Annotated in this window: 23 protein-coding genes and 1 tRNA gene; 16 read left to right on the top strand and 8 right to left on the bottom strand. The window is 40.4% G+C overall.

Annotated elements, in window-relative coordinates; translation table 11 throughout:
- Positions 1-2 precede the first annotated feature (2 nt).
- Both PIECOFPK_RS00440 and PIECOFPK_RS00435 read right to left on the bottom strand, forming a co-directional pair.
- The gene (locus PIECOFPK_RS00440; protein ID WP_330974987.1) at positions 3-824 is read right to left on the bottom strand and encodes a DUF3108 domain-containing protein; all 822 of its coding nucleotides are present in this window, start codon (positions 822-824) and stop codon (positions 3-5) included.
- Positions 817-1,818 (bottom strand): lysylphosphatidylglycerol synthase domain-containing protein, encoded by a 1,002-nt coding sequence (locus tag PIECOFPK_RS00435; RefSeq protein ID WP_409966246.1) that lies wholly within the window; start codon positions 1,816-1,818, stop codon positions 817-819. Before PIECOFPK_RS00435 ends, PIECOFPK_RS00440 begins: the two co-directional genes overlap by 8 nt.
- A gap of 25 nt (positions 1,819-1,843) precedes the next feature.
- Between PIECOFPK_RS00435 and ruvC the strand changes: the two genes are divergently transcribed.
- The 5 genes from ruvC (at position 1,844) to atpH (ending at position 5,283) form a co-directional block, all read left to right on the top strand.
- Entirely contained in the window at positions 1,844-2,401 is a 558-nt protein-coding gene (ruvC, locus tag PIECOFPK_RS00430; protein WP_330974985.1) for a crossover junction endodeoxyribonuclease RuvC, read from the top strand.
- 197 nt (positions 2,402-2,598) lie between these two features.
- The gene (gene atpB / locus PIECOFPK_RS00425; RefSeq protein ID WP_409966245.1) at positions 2,599-3,729 is read left to right on the top strand and encodes a F0F1 ATP synthase subunit A; all 1,131 of its coding nucleotides are present in this window, start codon (positions 2,599-2,601) and stop codon (positions 3,727-3,729) included.
- 40 nt (positions 3,730-3,769) lie between these two features.
- Positions 3,770-4,021, top strand: coding sequence for an ATP synthase F0 subunit C (gene atpE / locus PIECOFPK_RS00420; protein WP_330974983.1), 252 nt, complete (start codon positions 3,770-3,772; stop codon positions 4,019-4,021).
- A 162-nt stretch (positions 4,022-4,183) separates the two neighbouring features.
- Positions 4,184-4,678: a F0F1 ATP synthase subunit B gene (atpF, locus tag PIECOFPK_RS00415; RefSeq protein WP_330974982.1), complete on the top strand. Its 495-nt coding sequence runs from the start codon at positions 4,184-4,186 to the stop codon at positions 4,676-4,678.
- 41 nt (positions 4,679-4,719) lie between these two features.
- Positions 4,720-5,283, top strand: coding sequence for an ATP synthase F1 subunit delta (gene atpH, locus PIECOFPK_RS00410; RefSeq protein ID WP_409966244.1), 564 nt, complete (start codon positions 4,720-4,722; stop codon positions 5,281-5,283).
- 83 nt (positions 5,284-5,366) lie between these two features.
- Here the strand turns inward: atpH and aqpZ are convergent, their stop codons facing one another.
- The 3 genes from aqpZ to hemH all read right to left on the bottom strand — a co-directional run bounded on the left by aqpZ (position 5,367) and on the right by hemH (position 7,840).
- Entirely contained in the window at positions 5,367-6,086 is a 720-nt protein-coding gene (aqpZ, locus tag PIECOFPK_RS00405; RefSeq protein WP_330974980.1) for an aquaporin Z, read from the bottom strand.
- Positions 6,087-6,195: 109 nt separating this feature from the next.
- Complete coding sequence (locus PIECOFPK_RS00400) at positions 6,196-6,759, bottom strand: CopD family protein (RefSeq protein ID WP_330974979.1); 564 nt, start codon at positions 6,757-6,759, stop codon at positions 6,196-6,198.
- Between the two features lie 34 nt (positions 6,760-6,793).
- Positions 6,794-7,840: a ferrochelatase gene (gene hemH / locus PIECOFPK_RS00395; RefSeq protein WP_330974978.1), complete on the bottom strand. Its 1,047-nt coding sequence runs from the start codon at positions 7,838-7,840 to the stop codon at positions 6,794-6,796.
- 316 nt (positions 7,841-8,156) lie between these two features.
- On the opposite strand from hemH, the gene hemA reads away from it, so the two are divergent.
- The 11 genes from hemA to PIECOFPK_RS00340 all read left to right on the top strand — a co-directional run bounded on the left by hemA (position 8,157) and on the right by PIECOFPK_RS00340 (position 20,617).
- Entirely contained in the window at positions 8,157-9,398 is a 1,242-nt protein-coding gene (gene hemA / locus PIECOFPK_RS00390) for a glutamyl-tRNA reductase (protein ID WP_330974977.1), read from the top strand.
- Positions 9,398-10,348, top strand: coding sequence for a hydroxymethylbilane synthase (gene hemC / locus PIECOFPK_RS00385; RefSeq protein ID WP_330974976.1), 951 nt, complete (start codon positions 9,398-9,400; stop codon positions 10,346-10,348). The genes hemA and hemC overlap by 1 nt, the downstream gene beginning before the upstream one ends.
- A gap of 91 nt (positions 10,349-10,439) precedes the next feature.
- Positions 10,440-11,099 (top strand): uroporphyrinogen-III synthase, encoded by a 660-nt coding sequence (locus PIECOFPK_RS00380; RefSeq protein WP_409966243.1) that lies wholly within the window; start codon positions 10,440-10,442, stop codon positions 11,097-11,099.
- The gene (gene hemE / locus PIECOFPK_RS00375) at positions 11,099-12,142 is read left to right on the top strand and encodes a uroporphyrinogen decarboxylase (RefSeq protein ID WP_330974974.1); all 1,044 of its coding nucleotides are present in this window, start codon (positions 11,099-11,101) and stop codon (positions 12,140-12,142) included. The genes PIECOFPK_RS00380 and hemE overlap by 1 nt, the downstream gene beginning before the upstream one ends.
- A gap of 31 nt (positions 12,143-12,173) precedes the next feature.
- Positions 12,174-13,112, top strand: coding sequence for an oxygen-dependent coproporphyrinogen oxidase (gene hemF, locus PIECOFPK_RS00370; RefSeq protein WP_409966242.1), 939 nt, complete (start codon positions 12,174-12,176; stop codon positions 13,110-13,112).
- A 52-nt stretch (positions 13,113-13,164) separates the two neighbouring features.
- A complete protein-coding gene (gene hemB, locus PIECOFPK_RS00365) occupies positions 13,165-14,154 on the top strand; it encodes a porphobilinogen synthase (RefSeq protein WP_409966241.1) in 990 nt (329 codons plus the stop codon).
- Between the two features lie 50 nt (positions 14,155-14,204).
- The gene (hemN, locus tag PIECOFPK_RS00360) at positions 14,205-15,569 is read left to right on the top strand and encodes an oxygen-independent coproporphyrinogen III oxidase (protein ID WP_409966240.1); all 1,365 of its coding nucleotides are present in this window, start codon (positions 14,205-14,207) and stop codon (positions 15,567-15,569) included.
- 9 nt (positions 15,570-15,578) lie between these two features.
- Complete coding sequence (locus PIECOFPK_RS00355) at positions 15,579-16,112, top strand: STM3941 family protein (RefSeq protein ID WP_409966239.1); 534 nt, start codon at positions 15,579-15,581, stop codon at positions 16,110-16,112.
- A 31-nt stretch (positions 16,113-16,143) separates the two neighbouring features.
- Positions 16,144-17,436, top strand: a complete 1,293-nt coding sequence (gene hemL / locus PIECOFPK_RS00350; protein ID WP_409966238.1) for a glutamate-1-semialdehyde 2,1-aminomutase — start codon at positions 16,144-16,146, stop codon at positions 17,434-17,436.
- Between the two features lie 69 nt (positions 17,437-17,505).
- Positions 17,506-20,247 carry a family 78 glycoside hydrolase catalytic domain gene (locus PIECOFPK_RS00345; protein ID WP_409966237.1) on the top strand — a complete coding sequence of 914 codons (2,742 nt, stop codon included), beginning with the start codon at positions 17,506-17,508 and terminating at the stop codon, positions 20,245-20,247.
- Positions 20,248-20,305: 58 nt separating this feature from the next.
- Positions 20,306-20,617, top strand: coding sequence for a c-type cytochrome (locus PIECOFPK_RS00340; RefSeq protein ID WP_330974967.1), 312 nt, complete (start codon positions 20,306-20,308; stop codon positions 20,615-20,617).
- 65 nt (positions 20,618-20,682) lie between these two features.
- Here the strand turns inward: PIECOFPK_RS00340 and PIECOFPK_RS00335 are convergent, their stop codons facing one another.
- From PIECOFPK_RS00335 to PIECOFPK_RS00325, 3 genes are all read right to left on the bottom strand, one after another.
- Positions 20,683-21,333: an NAD(P)-dependent oxidoreductase gene (locus PIECOFPK_RS00335; RefSeq protein WP_330974966.1), complete on the bottom strand. Its 651-nt coding sequence runs from the start codon at positions 21,331-21,333 to the stop codon at positions 20,683-20,685.
- Positions 21,334-21,371: 38 nt separating this feature from the next.
- Positions 21,372-21,782: an Rrf2 family transcriptional regulator gene (locus PIECOFPK_RS00330; protein WP_330974965.1), complete on the bottom strand. Its 411-nt coding sequence runs from the start codon at positions 21,780-21,782 to the stop codon at positions 21,372-21,374.
- Positions 21,783-21,969: 187 nt separating this feature from the next.
- A tRNA-Val gene (locus PIECOFPK_RS00325) sits at positions 21,970-22,044 on the bottom strand.
- Positions 22,045-22,115: the final 71 nt, after the last annotated feature.

Raw genomic sequence — 22,115 nt, 5'->3', positions numbered from 1 at the left:
GATTAAAGTTTCTGAATTAGCGCGGTCATAGGATTGCGCAGGTTTTCAAAGCTGGTCATATCTATTCTTACTTTTCCTACGATAATGGGACTTTCTACTCTTACCGGCACTTTGTTAGCATCGTCGGTTACCCAAACCACCATTTTGTCATCATCTTTAAAAATAGTACCCTTAATAGTTGAGGGTTTTATTTTGATGGTTTTGAATTTTCCGTACTTGGTAGTAATTGTTTCTTTACCTAGGTATCTTACATAAATCGTGTGCATTTCATTATCAAGAAATACTTTAATAGGTATTTTATCCGAAGGTTTCAGTAAATCGTAATTAATATTACGAGCCCAGAAAACGGCGCTTACTACATCGTGCGTACATTCTGGGATTTTAAATACTCCTTCACTGCTAATAGCTGTATTAGCCGTGCGGTTAAAACTTACATTTTGATACTTTTTATAGCCACCTTCGTTGACATTTCGTACGAACTTTAATGGTAGTAGGGTTTCTGTGTCAATATAAGTTTCATAAATATCTTTAGCCTTATAAGCCCACTCATAGGATGGTAAGGTGTGCCCTTCACCTACTATATGATAAACATCGCGCCCGTTCAATTTTTCCTGGGTGGTAGTGAACGATCCTGCACCGGCAGCTACGTTAATTAATTTTGCAGCTGTATAGTACACTATAAAGCCCACCTTTTCTCCTGCTTTGAAAGATGTATTGGGCAGGCTACAGTTCGTGTTTATTTCACGAGATGCTTCTGGTGCTTTGCTTCCACTGGCAACAATCACGAGTGATAGCAGTAGTATTGATAGTCTAATTTTATTCATGTTTGTTTCTATCCTTAAGAATATTTTTAATGCCGAGGATTAATATACTTCCTATGAGAGCGGGAATTACCAAATTAATAAGCCACACGCTCAATGAGGTAAAGCTGATGCCCAAATGATTAGAGCTGAACAACCCCACCAACCGTATACTTAATTCGTTTTTTAGTCCTACATCCGTAAAAAGAGCTATTGTGGGTATGGCAGTCATTACTAGAAACATCACACTAATGCTCATCCAACACTCAAAAACATTAATCTCAACACCATACAATTTAAATAATAAAAAATATTGTAAGCTAAAAATTACGAATCTTCCTATAGATAATGACAAAAACCTTACCAGCAAAGTTGCATCTACATGTTCTACAGCTTCGGTTATCCACGAAAATTTTTTGAATTGTGGCAAGTTATCTATGATTCTGACTAACCAAGGTAGTCTAAAATAGAACAATAATAGTATAATAAGCGCTAAAACAGAGCTACTTAGAACAGTATTTACAAATATTGTAGATAATAGGTCCGATTTCGTTAATGTATTCTTAAGAAAGAAAAGCGCCAACGCCCCCATGAGTATGGTTACTATCAATTGGCTTATGTTGGCAACAATAGTGAGTGAAATAGCCTTAATTCGTTTCCCATCGTCCATATACAGCACGCGTCCTACGTAATCTCCCAGACTATTAGGCGTACTAATAGAAAAAGCAACGCCCGAGAAAACAGCTTTGAACGCTTTTCCTAGGCTGATATCCTGCACACGCCTTACTGCAAGCATCCATTTGTACGACTCCAATCCCAGATTGACGGGCATCAACAGAATGGCAGCAATCAGGTAAGCGATTTCAGGTCCGGTAAATGCATTTTTTATATGTTGAAGGGCAGTGCCTATATCTTCCTGAGCGCTGATTTGTTTATAAATAGACCATGCCAGCCAGATAAACAATATCGGCCCCAGGAAGTAGTTGACGAATATTTTGATATTTTTGTTCAGCTTCACAGTGGTAGGTAAAAATAATACCTGTTTGCAACAATCGAATAAAATAATATTAGGCATCGACCCCGGTACCCTCATTATGGGGTATAGTGTGATTGAGTGTTCCCAAAAAAAGATACGCTTGTGCGAAATGCACGCGCTGCGCTTATCCTCCAATAAGAATAACTATGAGCGTTTGCATCTCATTTACGAAAAAGTGCGGGAGCTGATTGCTCTTTATAAACCTCATGAATTTGCCATCGAAGCGCCCTTTTTTGGCAAAAATGTGCAAAGCATGCTAAAGTTGGGACGAGCACAGGGGGTAGCGATTGCTGCAGCCATGCACAGCAATCTTCCTATTACCGAGTATTCTCCTCGTAAAGTAAAGCAAGCCGTTACCGGAAACGGTAATGCCAGTAAGGAGCAGGTATGGAAAATGCTACAGCAAATGCTTTCCATCGAGGAACTTCCTCAATATTTTGATGCTACAGATGCGCTAGCCGTTGCAGTTTGTCATTTTTATCAGTATTCATCCCCCATTCCGCAAGTTGCTGGCTTTAAAGGCTGGGAAGATTTTATCAAGAAAAATCCGGATCGGATAAAATAATAAATATGATATTTTAATTTTTTATTATATTTTCGTCTCATTGGGAGATATAGGATAATAATCTCATGATTTTAGGATGATTTCCTGTTTTGATGACTACTTTTATGCAGTTGGATGAAAGTTTTGAACATTTTCGACCGTTAAACTCATCAACTTTCCCATACTCCCCTTATCTTTGCGCCAAAATTTAGCAGAATATGGGATTAAATGGCTTCAAATGCTTTATAGTAGCGGCTTTCAGCCTTTTTTTTGTATTCGGTCAAAATGTGGCTTTTGCGAGTGAAGAGGTTTCTGCAGAGGCAGCAGCCGAACATGGAGCCGCTGGAGGCGAAGAGAAGTTTAATCCCGGTGAGGCAATTCTGCATCACATTGCCGATGCTCATGAATGGCATTTTTTCACAATCAAAAAAGCTGACGGTTCAGAATTTCATGGAACACTTCCATTGCCTGTAATCGTATACTCTCCGCAGCGTGGGCTAAGCATGTTTATGTCATCAGCTTTTCATCACGGAACGCACGCTCACAATGGCTACAAAATCGACCATGGAAAGATTGTAGCAGTAGATGCTAATGGCAATATTGACGAATCTGTTAAGGTGTACGATTTCTCCATGACCAAGAACGTGGTGCAAATGATTATAGCCCTGATCGTACTGGTGTGGTTGCTGACTTCAATGGCTAAAAAATATGCGAAGGGACAAGGCGTGAACTCTGCACCCAAAGGTCTTCAAAATGCTATTGAGCCGGTAATTACTTTTGTAAGAGATGATATTGCTAAGGCCAATCTGGGGCCCAAATACCAGAAATATTTGCCTTATCTGCTCACCGTTTTCTTCTTTATTTTAATCAACAATATATTCGGCTTGTTGCCGGGAGCAGCCAACGTTACCGGAAACATTGCCTTTACTGCAATGTTGGGTATCATTTCCTTCTTTGTGATTCTGTTTAGTACTAACAAGCATTACTGGCAGCACATTTTCTGGTTCCCTGGTGTACCACTTCCGGTGAAGTTTTTAATGATGCCTGTGGAATTGCTTGGAGTATTTACTAAACCCTTTGCGTTGATTGTCCGTCTTTTTGCGAACATGACTGCAGGGCACATTATTATTCTGAGCTTTATCAGTCTGATATTTATCTTTACTGAAATGAGCAAAGTGGCCGGAGTTGCTTTCACTCCGGTATCCATTGCCTTTGCAGTGTTTATTTACCTGATTGAAATTTTGGTAGCGTTCATTCAGGCCTATATTTTCACCAATCTGACTGCTGTGTTTATAGGAGGAGTAATTGGTGACCATCATCATGATGAAGAGGGGCACGATCATCATTAATGCGTTTTTAATTTTTAATCATATATAAAATCAAAGAATCATGGATTTATTAAACACTTTGTTGGAAGTAAGCGGAAGCTGGTCTCACTTTGGTGGTGCCGTAGGTGCTGGCTTAGCTGCCATCGGTGCAGGTATCGGTATCGGTCAAATCGGTAAAGCTGCTACCGAAGGTATCGCTCGTCAGCCAGAAGCTGCTAACGACATTCGTGGTGCTATGATCCTGACTGCTGCCTTTATCGAGGGTGTTGCCCTGTTTGCGGTAATCGCAGGTTTATTGGCAGTGTTGAAGTAATCATTTCACCCAAAAAATTACTGCACCTTAAGCACAGGGCGGCGGGTGCGGTATTTTTAAAGAATTTATGAATTACAGCTGTAATCCCTAGTTGCAGCGTATATATACATCAACTTTTTGTTCGTGGTAACCCTCACGAACTTTTAAAACAGAAATTAGTATATGGAATTGCTTACTCCCAATCTAGGCTATTTTGTATGGGCTTTGGTAGCCTTCATCGTAGTGTTTTTGATTCTTAAAAAATTTGCCTGGAAGCCCATTCTGAAATCACTGAATGATCGCGAACAAAACATTGCCAATGCCATTGCCTCTGCTGAGAAAGTAAAAGCCGAAATGGCACAAATGCAAAGCGAAAATGAAGCTTTGCTGGCTAAAGCGCGCGAAGAAAGAGCTCAGCTGTTGAAAGAAGCTCGCGAAACCAAAGAGAAAATCATCAACGAAGCTAAGGAGCAGGCTAAGGCTGAGGCTGCAAAAATTATTGCAGATGCCCAACAGGCTATCAATGCTCAGAAAATGGCGGCTCTTACTGATGTGAAAAACGAAGTAGGTAAACTCGTGATTGAAGTGAGCGAAAAAGTGTTAAGAAAAGAGTTGAGCGAACAGAACAAGCAAGAAGAGCACATCAACGGACTAGTGGAAAGCATTAAGCTGAACTAGTATCCATTCTTCAAAAGATTCATTGAAAATATTAAATAAAAATGCTTAATCCACGTTTAGCATACAGATACGCGAAGGCTTTATTGGAGATTGCTGTAGAGAAGGGACAGCTCGAAGAGGTATTTCAGGATGTGCAATGGCTGAAAGCTATTTGCAAAAGCAATCCTGATTTTGTGAGCCTATTGCGTAGCCCTATCATTAAAGCTGATAAAAAGCAAAAAATTGTAGCTGCTATTACCGATGGTAAGGTGAATCCGATTACACAAGGATTTATAAGACTGCTAATATCTAAAGCTCGTGAAGCGGTTTTACCTGAAATTCTAGGTGAATTTGTCAATCAGTATAAAGCTCATAAGAATATAAATACTGTAATTTTAACTGCTGCAGTTCCTGTAAGTGATAGTGTGAAGGAGAATATTGTTGCGCAGGTAAAGAAAGTTGCCAATATCGAAAATGTGGAGTTAGAAGAAAAGGTAGACCCAAGTATTATTGGGGGATTCGTTTTGCAACTGGGGGATCAAATGGTAGATGCGAGCATCGCTTACGATTTGCGCGAGGTGGCTAAACAATTTAACAACAACGATTTTATTTATAAGGTTAGATAACACGAAGATAATAGGTACAAGAAAAATCCCGTATTTCTCACATACGGGATTTTTTATTGGCAATGGATAGGAGATGTGATTAATTAACTGTTTGCTTCGGTATCGGAACGTTGTAACAGATACTTATAAATTAATCCTCCTACAATACCTCCTAGGATCGGCGCTACCCAAAACAGCCAAAGTTGTGACAGTGCTGTACCTCCCACAAACAAAGCTTGAGAGGTAGAACGAGCGGGATTTACCGATGTATTGGTAATAGGAATGGAAATAAGATGGATTAGTGTTAAAGCTAGGCCTATGGCAATACCTGCAAATTTGCCATTAGCCCATTTATCTGTAGCTCCCAAAATGATAATAAGGAAAAACGCCGTTAACAAAAACTCGGCAAGGAAGGCAGCCCCAAGGGAATAACTTCTGCCGTGATAGCCAGGCATGTCATAAAAATTGGTTGCAAATGCTCCCGGCCCTTCTTTTGAAAAAGCTCCCGCCCCGTTTAAAATGATGTACAGAGCACCAGCTGCAAGGATGGCCCCAACCAGTTGGGCAATAATGTAAGGTAGCAGTTCTTTTGCAGAAAACCTGCCACCGGCAAGCAATCCAAACGATACGGCGGGGTTGAAGTGTCCTCCGGAAATGTGGCCTACAGCATAAGCCATAGTTAGCACCGTTAAGCCAAAGGCAAGTGATACGCCAAGCAATCCGATACCGATGTCGGGTACACCAGCAGCAAATACAGCGCTACCGCATCCCCCAAATACGAGCCAAAATGTGCCGAATACCTCGGCGAAAAGTTTTTTACTCATAGTTATAAGATTTTGTTTATATTCTTAAAATTAAGAATATTCTAAAATATGGTAGTAATATATGTGGGTTGATATGAGTAACTATGAGGGTGCGCCCGTTGTGAGTAATTTATTGTGCGGATTTATTACGAATGCGCTTGTAGATTTTAATGGCCAGCATTAATGCAATTACCAGTAGTGCGGTTCCTACCAGTCCCCAGAACAGACTGATGCCTTGTTTCACTACGACCAGCATTACGATGCATATTAGAAAAATAGTGGCTAGCTCATTCCACATGCGTAATTGCTGGGAGTTCAGTTTAAAAACACCCTTTAGTTGTTGTTTAAATATAACATGAGTGGCAATGTGATAAGCGTAGAGAAAAAGTACGAGGCATAATTTTAGCGTCAGCCATATGCCCTCTGATTTAAAAAGCAGATGAAACCAACCACCTTTAAATAAAACGGTCAATCCTAATAGCAAAGTGAGAATAGCCGAGGGCCAGGTAATACCATACCAAAGTCTTTTCATCATGATGCCAAACTGTGTTTGCAGTACAGTTCGGACTGCTACAGGCTGTGTATTGGCTTCTACATTATAAATAAGTAGCCGCGGCATATAAAAAAGTCCGGCAAACCAAGTTACCACAAAAATGATATGTAGGGCTTTGAGGTATAAATAGGCACTAGACATCCTGCAATAGCAATTTATGGACGGGTAAATTACACTATTTTATCACATTTTCGAACGGGCGTTCAATCGCTTCTTCTATGAGCTGTAACAAAGTGGTTACCCACAGCTCGTTTGTGTTCAAACAGGGGATATAGTCGTATTTTTCTCCGCCACTTTCCAGAAACTCCTCCTTGCCTTCTTGTTCTATTTCTTCCAGTGTTTCCAAACAGTCTGATATAAACGAAGGGCATACGATTTTCAGCTTTTTTACTCCTTCTTTGGGTAGTTCCTCCAATCTCTCTTGGGTACTGGGCAACAGCCAGGGATCACGCCCCAAGCGGCTCTGAAAAGCTACGGCCCATTTATCGCGGCTGAGACCGAGTGCTTGAGCTGTGAGTTTCGAGGTTTCTAATACATGATGACGATAACAGGTAAGATGCGATTCCGGGTCGTCGCAACATTTTTCAGGATCTTCAAGATCATGTTGTACACCCTGTTTACCGGTTTTGTATATATGTGATACCGGAATACCGTGATAGCTGAAAAGCAACTGATCGTATTCGTCGCTCAGATAAGGTTGGATACTTTGCGCCAATGCATGAATATAAGCAGGGTGATTGTAGAATGGAGGAACTGTTTTCAACTTAAAACTATAGCGATATTTAGCATGAATGGTTCGCATATACTCCACAGCTGTTTCCCAGCTACTCATGGCATAGTGAGGGTATAGCGGCACAATGATCACTTCTTCCAGATCCGGATTTGTTGCCAGCAAATTGTCGTAAGCAGTTTTAGGATGTGGCTTACCGTAACGCATAGCAATTTCTATGGGATATGTAGTCTTGGGCTCCAGAGCTTCTTTTAAGCGACGCGTAAGTACAATGAGTGGTGAGCCTTCTTTCCACCATATGGATTGATAGGCTTTTGCCGATCTGCCTGCTCTGATGGGAGTGATAATACCCCGTACCAGCAATAAGCGAAGCAAATAAGGCTTGTCGATTACGCGTTTATCCATCAAAAACTCATCCAGATATACTTTTACGTCTTTTCTACTTGTAGAGTCTGGAGAACCTAAGTTTAGTAAAATAATTCCTCTTTTCATTATTGGCTAAATGTGCTTATGCAACTGGATATCCTTTTATAACTCTTTCTTATGGGTGATGATGTCATCGGGAAGCATTTGGCCATAAAAATATACGGCTCAATAATAATATGATGACATACGAGGCGCAGGATAGCCAAGGTTTCATTGCATAGTGTAATAATTTTTGCGAAGGTACTAAATTGTTCTTTCTCCTAGGTGATTGGGAATTTCATGATCTTGGTCAGGAAAAACGATGATATTGATGATTATGACTTCTACATGACAATATTATGACGATGGAATAAAGAAGCTTCTATACTTTTGCACCACTCACATGTCTGCGGAAGAATTTCATATTTCAAAACAGGTGCTTGATAGGTTTTGTGTAGCGGGCATCAACTATCTTAAAGCTGATGTTGCGACACGTGGTCTATTTTCCATCAACAACGAAGGATTCGCCCAGCTTGCCAAAGATGCTAAAGCTGCAGGAATCAAAAGTGTTTTCGTTTTATCTACATGTAATCGTACAGAAATTTACGGTTTTGCCGAGTCGGTGATGCAGTTAGTACATCTGTTACTGAAACATTGTAAGGCCGACGAAAAAACGTTTTTCGAATATGCTTATTTGAAAAACGGCAATCATGCGTTGCAGCATCTTTTTCGTGTAGCGTCAGGACTGGATTCGCAGATTCTGGGTGATTATGAGATTCTCGGTCAGATTAAAAAATCCGTAGATCTGGCTAAAGCCCATGGCGTGATTGGCCCTGTGATGGACCGTACACTCAATTTTGTGTTTCAGGCTTCTAAAAAAATTAAGACTGATACCGAGCTGAGTAATGGTACGGTTTCTGTTTCTTTTGCGGCTATCGAATTACTGCAGGCGATTACACATATTAATTCTAAAAAAATACTGGTGATAGGCGCCGGAAAATTTGGTGCCAATGTGTGCAGAAATCTGATTACTTATTTTCCGGGTGTAACGGTAACTGTGATGAACAGAACCGATGAGACCGCCTCGGCTTTGGCAGCATCCTGTGGCATTCATTTTCTGGGATACGATAAAAAACAGGAAGCCATCCGTCAGTCGGATGTGGTGATTGTATGTACGAATGCCAACGAGCCTACTATCTTACCCCAACATTTTGCAGAAGGGGAGGAGCAGCTGATTCTGGATCTTTCTGTACCGGCTAATGTACATCCCGCCGTAAAGCAGATTAAGGGTAAGCGTGTAATTGATGTGGATGAAATTTCCACCGAAATATTGGACAAAACCCTGGCGCGCCGCCGAGCAGAAGTGCCTAAGGCCGAAGCAATCATTGAGTACTACACCCAAGAGTTCTGGCAGTGGCTAAAAGATTACAGGTATGTACTCCATTTAAAAACTTGGAAGAGTAAGTTACAGGAATTGGATCGTTTACAATTGCATACCTGTGAGTTTGCTAAAGACGCTTTATTAAAGCAGCAAACCGAAAGAGCGCAAAAAGCAGTTAAAAAGCTAGCTGTTAACCTTAAGACCAAAAATGATAAGGGCTGCCAGTTTATCAATTTGATTAATGATTACCTGCAAATGTCCTGATGCAAACCAATCATATCCGAATAGGAACACGCGATAGTCAGTTGGCCGTATGGCAGGCCTCACTCGTTAAACGTTTACTGGAACAGAATGGCCATAAAGCCGAGCTGGTTTATATTAAAAGCGAAGGCGATATAGACCTGACCACCCCTTTGTACGCTATGGGGGTACAGGGCGTATTCACGCGCAGCCTCGATATTGCATTACTGAACAATAAAATCGACATTGCTGTTCATAGCATGAAGGATGTTCCGGTGCAATTACCTCAGGGGATTGTACAGGCTGCTGTATTGAAAAGAGCCAGCCATAGGGATATATTGGTACATGCTGGTAGGCTGAGCGAGGATACTATCCGCATATTGAAAGCAGGCACTCCTTCCGAAGAAGCTTTTATCATTGCTACCAGCAGTATTCGTCGTAAAGCACAATGGCTCCACCGTTATCCCAATACTACTATAGAAAATCTGCGCGGCAATGTCAATACACGTTTGCAAAAAGTAGCCCAAAGCCAATGGCATGGGGCTATATTTGCTGCTGCAGGTTTGGAACGCATTAGTCTTCGGCCAGAAGAGAGTTTGGACCTGGACTGGATGCTACCCGCCCCTGCACAAGGTGCTATTATGGTAGTTAGCCAAGCAGATAATAATTACGCATTGGAAGCTTGTGCTCCCCTTAACGATGTGCCTACTGCTGTTTGTGTAAAGGCAGAGCGTGATTTTTTAACTGCATTAATGGGGGGATGTTCTACTCCTATCAGTGCGTTGGCACAAATGAAGGAAGATAAAATACTTTTTAAAGGCAATATTGTTACACCTGACGGTAAAGAAAAAGTTGAAGTAGAAAAGATCTTTAGTTTGCAAGAGGCAACACAAGCAGGAACTATTGCGGCTACGGAATTATTAAAATATGGCGGTAGTAACATAGTGAACAAGCTATCTGATAATCCGCATTAAGTATAGTTTTGGATTAGTTGTAGGGGTATTTAGGAAACGAATCTGCATAGGAATATTATTGTAGGTGCTTCACAAAATTGGAAAAGCATTGATGGATGTATTAAGCACAAGAATGCTGGAACCTGTATTGTTGCAGGATGCTCAAGCAAAAGGAATACGAATAGACTGCATTCCTTTTATTGAGATACGCCATCGTTCAACTTCGGATATTGTACAACAACTAGGGGATCTTAATTCCCGAGATATTTTCGTATTTACCAGTCAGCATGCTGTACATGCTGTGATGGAACTGATAAAAAACTTGTATAATAAAACCTATTGCATTGAGGGAGTGACAGCAGATACTGTACGTAAGACTACCCTGAATATTCGTGCCACGGCCCCGTATGCAAAAGAGTTGATTAAGTTGATTGAAATCGATCGAGAAGCACACTATTACTTTTTTTGCGGGGATAAAAGACTGCCCACTATTCCGCGATTCTTACAGCAAAATGAGCTTCGCTTTTCGGAGATCATCTGTTATGAAAATATCGCTGTTCCTCAAAAACTGCACAAGCAGTACGATGCTATCATGTTTTACAGTCCATCCGGTGTGGAAAGCTATTTTTCACTGAACACTCCGCAGCCTGGTCAGAAGTACTATTGTATAGGCTCCACAACCGCTCAGGCTTTGTCGAAATATTGTAAGGAAAATATTATCATCGCAGAAAAACCGGAGATCCGTGCGATGCTTGAAAAAATAAACGGATAATGAGAAGAGACAGTAATTTGAAAAATGATTTATTAGTAAGAACCTTATTAGGCGAGCAAACCGAACGTACTCCAGTGTGGATGATGCGTCAGGCCGGGAGATATTTGCCCGAGTATATTCAGTTGCGTGAAAAATACTCTTTTTTTGAAAGATGTAAAACCCCGGAATTAGCCTGCGAAATTACACTGCAGCCGGTGGATATTGTGGGTGTAGATGCAGCCATATTATTCTCAGATATTCTGGTAGTACCTGAGGCCATGGGTATGGAAGTGCAGTTGATTGAAAAGCTTGGTCCGTTATTACCACAACCAATCAAAACTACACAAGATTTAAACAGGATTTGTGTACCTGATGTTCACGATCGTCTACATTATGTGTTTGATGCCATTAAGCTAATTAAAAAAGAATTGAATGGACGCGTTCCTTTGATTGGTTTTGCAGGAGCTCCGTGGACCTTGCTTTGCTATATGGTTCAAGGAAAGGGAAGTAAAACTTTTGATGAAGCTAAGGGGTTCTGTTATCAGCAGCCTGAGCTGGCGCATCAGTTATTGCAAATGATTACGGATACCACTATCGCTTATTTGAAAGGTCAAATTGCAGCAGGTGCTGATGTGGTGCAGGTCTTTGATAGCTGGGGCGGATTATTAAGTAAAAAAGATTTTGAAATTTTCTCATTGCAATATATCAGACAGATTGTGGCGGCGGTGAATGATGAAGTGCCTGTTATCATTTTTGCCAAAGGTGCATGGAGTTCTTTGCCCGAAATGGCTGCTGCCGGTGCACATGGATTGGGTATCGATTGGTGTATTGAGCCGCAAATGGCACGACAACTGGCGGGTAATAATGTCGCATTGCAGGGGAATTTTGATCCTGCTAAACTGCTTTCACCTATACCTGTAATAGAGAAAGAGGTAAAACAGATGTTACAGGCTTTTGGACCTGGTAAACATATCGCCAATTTGGGGCATGGTATTTTGCCGAATATACCGGTAGAGCATGCCAAAGCTTTTGTGAACACCGTAAAGGAATATTGCTTTCAGTAAAAAGTATAGGTATCGCAACAAATTACAGAAAATGAAACACGAAACATTTAGAGAGAGATGGGTGCAATACATATACGGTCTTCAGCAGACAATTTGTGATGCACTGGAACAGGAAGATGGAGCGGCCAAATTTAAGGCCGATAAATGGGATCGTGATGAAGGAAAAGGCGGTGGAGGCATATCTCGCATTATGGAGAATGGCAATGTTTTTGAAAAAGCCGGAGTGAATATTTCAGCAGTATACGGAAGCTTGAGTGAAAAAATGAAGCAGGTCTTAAATCTGCCTGCCGCTGTTGAGGATGGTGAGTGGTTTGCCTGTGGTCTCAGTTTAGTATTGCATACGCAAAATCCTTTTGTACCTGCAGTGCATGCTAACTGGCGCTATTTTGAACTAACCGATAAGGATGGAAAAATAATAGACCGCTGGTTTGGAGGTGGTGCCGATATCACGCCTTACTATTTGTTTGAGGAAGACATCTGCCATTTTCATGGTACTTTTAAAAATGCTATAGAACCTTTTGGTGAAGATTTGTATCCGAAGTACAAGCAACAATGCGACGAGTATTTTAGTAATAAGCATCGAGATAATGAGATGCGTGGATTAGGCGGTGTGTTTTATGATCATCTGCGAATGAAAGATGAAGCAGAAGCGGAACGTTTGTTCGATTTTCAGCAGGCAAACGCCCGTGCATTTCTAGAGGCCTATCTGCCTATTGTGAAGAAAAGGAAAAATACACCTTACACCACAGCACATAAAACATGGCAGGAAATTAGACGCGGTCGGTATGTAGAGTTTAATTTACTACATGATAGAGGAACAGTATTTGGGTTAAAGACGAATGGTCGTACAGAAAGTATTTTGATGAGCCTGCCGCCCACCGTGAAATTTATTTACAATCATCAGCCGGAACCGGGCAGTGAAGAAGCAAAACTGCTAGATGCTTGTCGCCATCCGAAAGACTGGGTTTAATGTGCTGCGTAATGAAACATCTATCATTTGAAAAATAAAATACTTACATAAAATGTATCTTCAAAGACGCAATAGAATACTCCGTAAATCAGCAGCTATCAGAAGCCTAGTTGCTGAAACAGTATTAACACCCAATGATTTTATTGTTCCCTTATTCATTGATGAAGGTGAAAATATAAAAACAGAAATTCCATCTATGCCGGGTTATTATCGGTATAGTCTCGATCTTATTATTCTGGAAGTTAAGGAATTATGGAAGCTAGGAATTAAGTGTGTGTTATTGTTTGTAAAGGCCAAAGATGAGGTTAAGGATAATACAGGTAAAGAAGCTTGGAATCCTGATGGTCTCATGCAACGTTCTATTAAAGCCATTAAAGATGCTGTTCCGGAAATGTTGGTGATGACTGATGTGGCATTGGACCCTTATTCTATTTATGGGCACGATGGTATTGTAGATATGGAGAAGGGTGTTATTCTAAATGATCAAACTGTAGAAGCATTAACACTCATGAGTCTTTCACATGCCGAGGCCGGAGCAGATTTTATTGCACCCAGCGATATGATGGATGGTCGTATTGGCGCTTTCAGGAAAGCATTGGAAGAAAATGGCTATACGGATGTCGGTATCATGAGCTATAGTGCAAAATATGCCAGCTGTTTCTATGGACCATTCAGAGATGCGTTAGATAGCGCTCCCGGATTTGGCGATAAGAAAACATATCAAATGAACTATGCCAACCGTATTGAAGCTATCAACGAAACCCTGCAAGATGTAGAACAAGGGGCAGATATTGTGATGGTAAAGCCGGCTATGGCTTACCTAGATATCATTCGCGATGTGAAAAATGCTGTGACCATTCCTGTTTCGGCTTATCATGTGAGCGGCGAATACGCAATGATTAAAGCAGCCGCAGCTCGAGGTTGGGTGGATGAGAATAAAGCAATTATCGAAAGCCTCACTGCCATTAAGCGCGCTGGCGCAGATTTGATTGCTACTTATTTTGCCAAGGATGCAGTGAAATTGTTGTCAGAAAATTTATAATGAGCTGTACAGCTACGGCTTTGTATATTGAATATATGCGCTAATGAATTATGGACGCTCATCTTATCAATAAATACAATATCCCGGGGCCTCGATATACCAGTTATCCTACTGTTCCATATTGGGATACGGATTTGTTTACTGTTGATAAATGGATAGATACTTTACAAAGAAGTTTTGCCGAAATTAATAATAACTCAGGCATTAGTGTTTACATCCATCTACCTTTTTGTGAGAGTCTTTGTACATTCTGTGCCTGTCATAAGCGTATTACCAAGCAACATAATGTTGAGGCGCCTTATATCGATACATTGCTAAAGGAATGGCAAATGTATTGCGATGTATTAGGTAGTCGTCCTCAAATAAAAGAGCTGCACTTAGGCGGAGGTACTCCTACATTTTTTAGTCCCGAAAATTTAAAAAGACTTATCGAATCTCTCTTTGCATCGGCAGATATTGCAGCTCAGCCCGAATTTAGTTTCGAGGGGCATCCTAATAATACTACTCAACAACATCTAAAAGCGTTGTACGAATTGGGATTTCGCCGAGTGAGTTTTGGTGTGCAGGATTATGATCCCCGTGTGCAAAAAACTATTCATCGTATTCAACCTTTTGAAAAAGTAAAAGAAGTCACCGAGGCAGCTAGGAATATCGGTTATGAAAGTATTAGTCATGATCTGGTGTTTGGATTACCACATCAGACTTGGGAAAGCATGAAGAACACGATTGAAAAGACTAAGCTGCTTCAACCCGACCGAATTGCATTTTACTCGTATGCTCATGTGCCTTGGATTAAGGGAGTGGGACAACGAGGATTTGGCGAGAACGATCTTCCTTCGGCAGAATTAAAGCGTGCTTTGTACGAGCGAGGAAAGAATTTACTTGAAGAGAAAGGATATGTGGAAATAGGAATGGATCATTTTGCTTTGCCTAGCGATAGCTTGTATAAGGCTATTCAAAACAAAACGCTCCATCGCAATTTCATGGGCTATTCCTCATCATACACTCAGGTGATGATTGGGTTGGGCATGTCTGCTATTAGTGATAGTTGGTATGCATTTGCGCAGAATGATAAGTCTGTGGAAGCTTATACAGCTCGCGTAAAGGAGGGTAGATTGCCCGTATTTCGAGGCCATATTTTAAGCGAGGAAGATCTTGTAGTACGTAGGCATATCTTAAATATCATGTGCAATCTGGAAACATCTTGGAAGGAAAAAGCAATGCAGCTACCCGAAATTCCCCAGATTGTGAACCGCCTTCAAGAAATGCAGCAGGATGGACTAGTAACGTTGAAGAAAGATGGATTAAAAGTTACAGAAGCAGGAAGAGGATTTGTGCGGAATATTGCTATGGCATTTGATCTGAGGTTACTTAGAAAACAACCCGAAACCAGAATATTTTCAATGACGGTATAAACTAAGTATATGATTATTGAAATACCCATTAACAAATCTAAAGCAGCAAAACAGCTGATTTTATTTTCGTTATTACTATTGCTCTTTGTTATAATGGTTGTGCAGCCACAACTGTTTGTGAAAGGAACGAAGTATGGTTTTGTAAAGATAACCGGCTTTATCGGCACTTTTTTATTTACGATTATTACCGCTATTTTGGCACAAAAGGTATTTAATAAAAAACCGGGATTGATAATCGATAATAACGGTTTTGTCGATAACTCGCTTGGCGTAATGTTTGCAAAAGTGCTTTGGAAAGATGTAACAGAAATCAAGCATGTGCAAGCCTCAGGAGAAAACTTTATAGTGATAAGCATAAAAGAACCCGAAAAGTATATAGCCGAAGAACGGCATTCTTTGAAAAGAAAAATGCTGGAGTTGAATTATACAACGCTAAAAACGCCCATAAACATAGCCGCCGGTAAGTTGAAGGTTGATTTTAATGAGTTGCTGAACATGATGAAAAGAAAATACGAGGAGTTTGGTAAAGAAATTGCAAACTAGCTGATTTTATAATTGTAAAAAGAACATTGATATGTATAGTTACGAGACAAGTAAGGCTTTGTTTGAAAGAGCACAGCATTCTATACCCGGAGGCGTTAATTCGCCGGTACGTGCTTTTAAAAGTGTAGGAGGTACACCATTATTTATAAAAAAAGCCAAGGGCGCTTATTTGTATGATGAAGATGGCAATCAGTATATCGATTATATCGCTTCTTGGGGCCCGCTTATTTTAGGGCATGCTTATGAGCCAGTTGTAAAAGCTATTCAGGAGCAAGCCACATACTCCACCTCATATGGTGCACCTACGGAGCTTGAAATAAAAATGGCAGAGCTGATAAAATCACTGGTGCCAAATGTGGATTTGATTCGTATGGTAAGTAGCGGTACTGAGGCGTGTATGAGTGCACTGCGAGTGGCTAGAGGTTATACAGGCAGAAACAAGTTTATTAAATTCGAAGGATGTTATCACGGCCATGCCGATTCTTTTCTGGTGAAAGCGGGTAGTGGTGTAGCAACTTTCAATATACAAACAGTGCCGGGTGTTACTGCCGCCATAGCAAACGATACGTTAACCTGCGCTTATAACGACCTCGAAGCGGTAAAGCGTCTGGTTGCAGAACATCCTAATGAAATTGCCGCAATTATTGTTGAGCCAGTGGCAGGCAATATGGGCTGTATTTTGCCTCAGCCGGGCTTTTTGGAAGGATTGCGTCAGATTTGTGATGAAGAAAAGATTGTGTTGATTTTTGATGAAGTAATGACCGGTTTTCGCTTAGCTTTAGGTGGTGCACAGGAAAGATTAGGTATTAATGCCGATTTGGTAACATATGGTAAAGTAATTGGTGCGGGTATGCCAGTAGGTGCTTTCGGTGGAAAAAGAGAAATAATGGAAGTGGTTGCGCCCTTAGGTAATGTATATCAGGCAGGCACATTAAGTGGAAATCCTATAGCAATGATCGCCGGGTATACTTTGTTATCTGAGCTTAAAAACCATCCCTCTCTGTTACAGGAATTAGATACCAAAACAAAATATCTAAAAGATGGGTTAGACAAAGTTTTGAGCGAATGGGGGCACCCTTATACTATTAATCATTTTGGTAGTATGATTAGTGTCCATTTTAGCAATAAGCCTGTTACCGATTTTGCAAGTGCGGCAGCATGTGATATTGAGTTGTTTAAAAAGTTTTTCCACGCTATGTTGCAGCGGGGTGTTTATCTACCGCCTTCTGCTTTTGAAAGCTGGTTCCTTAATAATGCATTGAGCTACGAAGATCTGGATAAAACGATAGAGGCAGTACGTGAAAGTCTCAAAACAATATCTTAATAATAACGCAGCAGATATAAGTGTGATGCCTAATTTTGTCACTTATATGGGTATTCAAAAATATTAGTTGTGCGTTATATTACGATTGCTTGCCTGTTACTACAGAGTTTTATTTTATTAGGTCAGTCCTTAAGGGTCACCGCGCTACATTGCGAGTATGTGATTACTCCTTTGGGAATCGATGTCCCGCAGCCCGTACTTGGCTGGAAATTGGAAAGTGATCAATACAATAAATCGCAATCAGCTTACGAAATAGAGGTGGCATCATCCCTACAATTAATTAATCAAGGGAAGGCTGATATGTGGCGTTCAGGAAAAATAAAATCTCGGCAAAGTATTGGTATTGTTTATCAAGGCCGCACCCTGACTTCTTTTTCCAGATATTATTGGCGTGTTAGAGTGTATGATGAAAAGGGGTTGGCATCTGGATGGAGTGATATTACTTGGTTCGAAACGGCAATGCTTCATGCCACTGATTGGAAGGCGCACTGGATAAATGATGGTAAAAAGATCCCGGAAAAGGATGAAGATTTTTACAAGGAAGACCCCATGCCGGTATTCAAGAAAGTGTTTACAACAGATAAACAGATTCGCTCTGCACGTCTATATATCACCGGTGCCGGATATTACGAAGCGTATCTCAATGGTAAAAAAATAAGTGATGATGCACTAACGCCCGGTTGGACCAACTTTGATAAGCGCATCTTGTATAGAACCTATGATGTAACAGCGTTAGTAAGCTCCGGTAAAAATATCATAGGTGTGCAAGTGGGCAACGGCTGGTATAATCCACTACCGATGCGTTTCTGGGGCAAATACAATCTTCGCGATGCATTAACAACAGGTCGCCCTTCTGTAATAGCTCAGTTACGGATAATGTATGTAGACGGTACGATAAGTGAGATTATTACAGATCATAGCTGGCAATATCAGGAGGGGGCTGTGATAAAGAATAATGTATACCTAGGAGAGACTTATGATGCACGCAATGTTACCCAATGGCTCTCTGATACTGAAATGCACAATGGCAAACAGGCTATGGTTGTTGAGGGCCCTAAAGGCAAACTAGTGGCTGACCTACAGCCCCAAGTTAGAGTAAAAAGAATTGTTAAACCCGTTGCCATTAATGAGGTATCAAAAGGAGTATATGTTGCAGATATGGGAGAAAACTTTGCAGGTGTCGCTCAAATCAAAGTAAATGCGCCGCGCGGAACCCGTATATCGCTACGTTACGGCGAGGATGTGTATAACGATGGACAGTTGAATGGTATGACGACGGTGGCAGGACAGATCAAAAAAGGAAACGGAGGACCAGGCGCTCCCCCTATAGCTTGGCAACAAGACTGTTATATTGCTGCAGGAAATGACATTGAGGTATGGAGTCCAAGATTTACGTTTCATGTATTTCGATATGTAGAAATAAAGGGATGGCCTGGAGTTCCTACTCCTGACGATATTAGCGGACTGGTTATGCATGCCGACGTATCTGTTAGCGGTGCGTTTGAATGTTCAAATGACTTATTTAATAAGATACAAGAAAATGTACTGCGTACTTTCAAAAGCAACATTTTCAGTGTACAGTCTGATTGTGCAGGAAGAGAAAAATTTGGTTATGGTGGAGATCTGTTTTGTACACTAGAGTCTTTCTGCTACAATTTTGATATGCATAATTTTTACCGAAAAGTATTGCAGGATTTTGAGGACGATCAACGCCCTTTAGGGGGTATACCCGAAACGGCTCCTTTTGTAGGCTTACATGATAAAGGGCCGGGAGATCAATCAGGGCCTTTAGGCTGGCAACTCGGATATCCCTATCTTGTAGAGAAACTGTATGAATTTTATGGGGATAAAAGAGTAATTGAAAAACATTACGCTTCTTTACAAAAACAGATTGCTTTTCTAGAAAAAAATGCTCGCGATTTTTTGTATGACGAGGATATCAGCGATCATGAATCTCTGGAAGTAAAACCGGAAGCCCTCACAGCTTCTTTATTTTATTACCATCATGCTATGTTGATGGAACGTTTTTCCCGCTTATTAGATAAAAATACAGATACAGAAAGATATGCCCGGCTGTGTGCACAAATTAAAGAAGCCATTCTGCATAAATTTTATAAAGGAGATGGTGTGTTTGATAATGGTACACAGGCTGCACAGATTTTCCCACTATGGTACGATATCATTAATACAGATGAAAAAAATCAGATTAGGGATAGAATGAAGGAGGCTTTTGAAAAAAAACAAAATCATGTGCATACAGGCATTTTTGCTACGAAAATGATGTTTGATGTAATGCGCAGGGAAAATGAACAGGAATTAGCTTACACTATCGTCAATCAAAAAGACTATCCAGGTTGGGGGCATATGATTGAAAAAGGGGCAACTACTATATGGGAAACCTGGAAGTATTCCGATAATGTATACTCACAAAACCACCCTATGTTTGGTTCCGTTACGGAATGGTTTTATCGCTCTATTTTGGGAATTAATGCTTCTGAACCGGCCTTTAGGAGTTTTAGTATAAAGCCTTTTATTGCTGATGATTTGAATTATGCTAAAGGCTATTATGACAGCCCTTATGGAAGAATTATTTGTGATTGGAAAAAAGAGCGTAATGATTTTATTTTAAAAGTTTCTGTTCCTGTCAATACAACGGCGTTGATTTATCTGCCTTGCCATGCTCAATATGCGCAACATGTAAAGGAGCTGATAACCAGTAATGTGCCCTTAAAGTATGTAAAGCGTGAAAAGAAATATCTGGTATTTAAAGCGGGTTCAGGAACCTATCAGCTACGAAGCATTCTAAAATGATGGGTAATATTTTCATAAATGGTGCACTTTTTGTATTAATACAATAAAGCCATGATTTATGAAACACCTATTCGTCATTCTAGGTATTGCTTTCGCGGTAGCTTGTACTCCTAAAGCTACTCCCGCTGCTACAGATGCAATCATTCCTACTTCGGAAAATGTTAGTAAAGACGCTGAAGTGATTAATGCTGGAAGTGTTATTTTCAATAATCAGTGCACTAAGTGTCATAAGCCCAAAGATGAGGCAGTAGCTTCTAAAACATTTGAAGAGCTGCGTCCAATATTGGCTTCTATGGTTAAAAAAGCTCGTTTAAATAGTGAGGAAGTGGACCAAGTGACAGCCTATGTAAATGCTCATGCAAAAAAATAGTTCGGTTTTTGAAAGAGGTATAAAAAAACGACCTCATGATCATGAGGTCGTTTCATAAATCTGTTTCAATATGCCGCAGTAAAGCGTTGTCTTATAAACTGGCCTTTCTCTAATTCATCGACTAATACAACCGCAACATCTTCCACTGATATTATACTGCGTCCGTTTTCATCAAATACCGGATTTTCTGTATTAGTTCGGTAACTGCCTTTTCTTTGTCCTGCTGTCGTGGGATTCATTTCTATAGCAGGAGAGAAGAAGGTCCAGTCCAGTGTGGTATTTTTTTTAATTTCATTTAGATAATCTCGCGCCGCTAATGCACCAGGTTTAAAAGCTGCAGGAAAATCTGGACCATCTACAATTTGTTTGCCGTCAATATACAAACTACCAGCACCTCCTACAACTATTAGTCTTTTAATACCCGCTTTTTCTACAGATCTTTCAATAATGCGTGAACCTTTAAGAAAGTCATCATACAGATTAGGGTTATCCCAGCCCGCATTAAATGTACTGATTACGGCATCAGCACCTTTTAGTTTTTCTATTAAATCATCTTCTGCGTATACATCAGCGCTGATCGCCTGAATTTTTTCATGCTGAGGAAGTTTTGAAATATCTCTAGCAATGGCTTTTACTGTATAACCTCTGTTTACTAATTCTGTAACTACTTTAGAACCTACAAATCCTGTAGCTCCGATAACTGCAACTGTGCTCATATGTAAATATTTAATAAGTTTTATACTTGATATAAATGTTATCCGAATTTCCGGGTAAATTCCTTTAATGTATATTGTTTCAAATATTGGACAACTGTTTGGTCAATTTGATTGTACAGTTTGTCTAGCTCTTTATTAATATTTTTGCCAACAGGACATTGAGGATTGGGGTTTTTATTTTTTTTGCCCAATAGGTCAGTGTGGCTTATAGCTGTAAATACTTCCGACAGTAAGAGGTCCTTATCTTTTTTAGCAAGTCTGCAACCTCCGTCCTTACCCTTTAACGATTCTACCAGACCTGCTTTCTTGAGTGCGGCTATTTCACGTCTCACTACCACCGGATTTACACCAATACTGCCTGCGAGCCATTCAGAAGCTATCCATTCCTCCTTATGTTTTGAGAGCAAAACAAGAATATGGATCGCTGTGGCAAATCGAGTATTGTTCATGAGATAAAAATACTGCAATTTTTTAAATGTAACAATTATTATTACATTTTGGATGATTAATCATAAACGCTGTAAAAAATGTCGTAGGAAGTAAAGGGCAATGCAGTGAGGGAGATAAAAGAAACAAGATGTTTGGGGGTGTGATTATAAACAAAAAAGCAGCTACAAATTGTAGCTGCTTTTTGAGTGGGAGTTGACGGACTCGAACCGCCGACCCTCTGCTTGTAAGGCAGATGCTCTGAACCAACTGAGCTAAACTCCCGTTGTCTGATCCCATGCTCTCAAACGGGAGTGCAAAGATAAGGGAACAAATATCTACTTTCCAAAAAAAAT

It is taken from the genome of Chitinophagaceae bacterium C216, from assembly GCA_028485475.2.
GTDB classification, from domain to species: Bacteria; Bacteroidota; Bacteroidia; order Chitinophagales; family Chitinophagaceae; genus Niabella; species Niabella composti.
The sequence above is the reverse complement of the archived record's forward strand: the minus strand, read 5'-3'. Positions and strand labels throughout refer to the sequence as shown.

Bases quoted from the DNA above. Each gene is read 5' to 3' on its own strand.
- hemL (WP_409966238.1), top strand. From the start codon at position 16,144: ATGTATAGTTACGAGACAAGTAAGGCTTTGTTTGAAAGAGCACAGCAT.
- hemN (WP_409966240.1), top strand. From the start codon at position 14,205: ATGGACGCTCATCTTATCAATAAATACAATATCCCGGGGCCTCGATAT.
- hemC (WP_330974976.1), top strand. From the start codon at position 9,398: ATGCAAACCAATCATATCCGAATAGGAACACGCGATAGTCAGTTGGCC.
- atpH (WP_409966244.1), top strand. From the start codon at position 4,720: ATGCTTAATCCACGTTTAGCATACAGATACGCGAAGGCTTTATTGGAG.
- atpF (WP_330974982.1), top strand. From the start codon at position 4,184: ATGGAATTGCTTACTCCCAATCTAGGCTATTTTGTATGGGCTTTGGTA.
- hemA (WP_330974977.1), top strand. From the start codon at position 8,157: ATGTCTGCGGAAGAATTTCATATTTCAAAACAGGTGCTTGATAGGTTT.
- hemE (WP_330974974.1), top strand. From the start codon at position 11,099: ATGAGAAGAGACAGTAATTTGAAAAATGATTTATTAGTAAGAACCTTA.
- hemF (WP_409966242.1), top strand. From the start codon at position 12,174: ATGAAACACGAAACATTTAGAGAGAGATGGGTGCAATACATATACGGT.
- PIECOFPK_RS00335 (WP_330974966.1), bottom strand. From the start codon at position 21,333: ATGAGCACAGTTGCAGTTATCGGAGCTACAGGATTTGTAGGTTCTAAA.
- PIECOFPK_RS00380 (WP_409966243.1), top strand. From the start codon at position 10,440: ATGGATGTATTAAGCACAAGAATGCTGGAACCTGTATTGTTGCAGGAT.
- atpB (WP_409966245.1), top strand. From the start codon at position 2,599: ATGGGATTAAATGGCTTCAAATGCTTTATAGTAGCGGCTTTCAGCCTT.
- PIECOFPK_RS00440 (WP_330974987.1), bottom strand. From the start codon at position 824: ATGAATAAAATTAGACTATCAATACTACTGCTATCACTCGTGATTGTT.
- PIECOFPK_RS00355 (WP_409966239.1), top strand. From the start codon at position 15,579: ATGATTATTGAAATACCCATTAACAAATCTAAAGCAGCAAAACAGCTG.
- PIECOFPK_RS00400 (WP_330974979.1), bottom strand. From the start codon at position 6,759: ATGTCTAGTGCCTATTTATACCTCAAAGCCCTACATATCATTTTTGTG.
- hemB (WP_409966241.1), top strand. From the start codon at position 13,165: ATGTATCTTCAAAGACGCAATAGAATACTCCGTAAATCAGCAGCTATC.
- PIECOFPK_RS00340 (WP_330974967.1), top strand. From the start codon at position 20,306: ATGAAACACCTATTCGTCATTCTAGGTATTGCTTTCGCGGTAGCTTGT.
- hemH (WP_330974978.1), bottom strand. From the start codon at position 7,840: ATGAAAAGAGGAATTATTTTACTAAACTTAGGTTCTCCAGACTCTACA.
- PIECOFPK_RS00330 (WP_330974965.1), bottom strand. From the start codon at position 21,782: ATGAACAATACTCGATTTGCCACAGCGATCCATATTCTTGTTTTGCTC.
- aqpZ (WP_330974980.1), bottom strand. From the start codon at position 6,086: ATGAGTAAAAAACTTTTCGCCGAGGTATTCGGCACATTTTGGCTCGTA.
- atpE (WP_330974983.1), top strand. From the start codon at position 3,770: ATGGATTTATTAAACACTTTGTTGGAAGTAAGCGGAAGCTGGTCTCAC.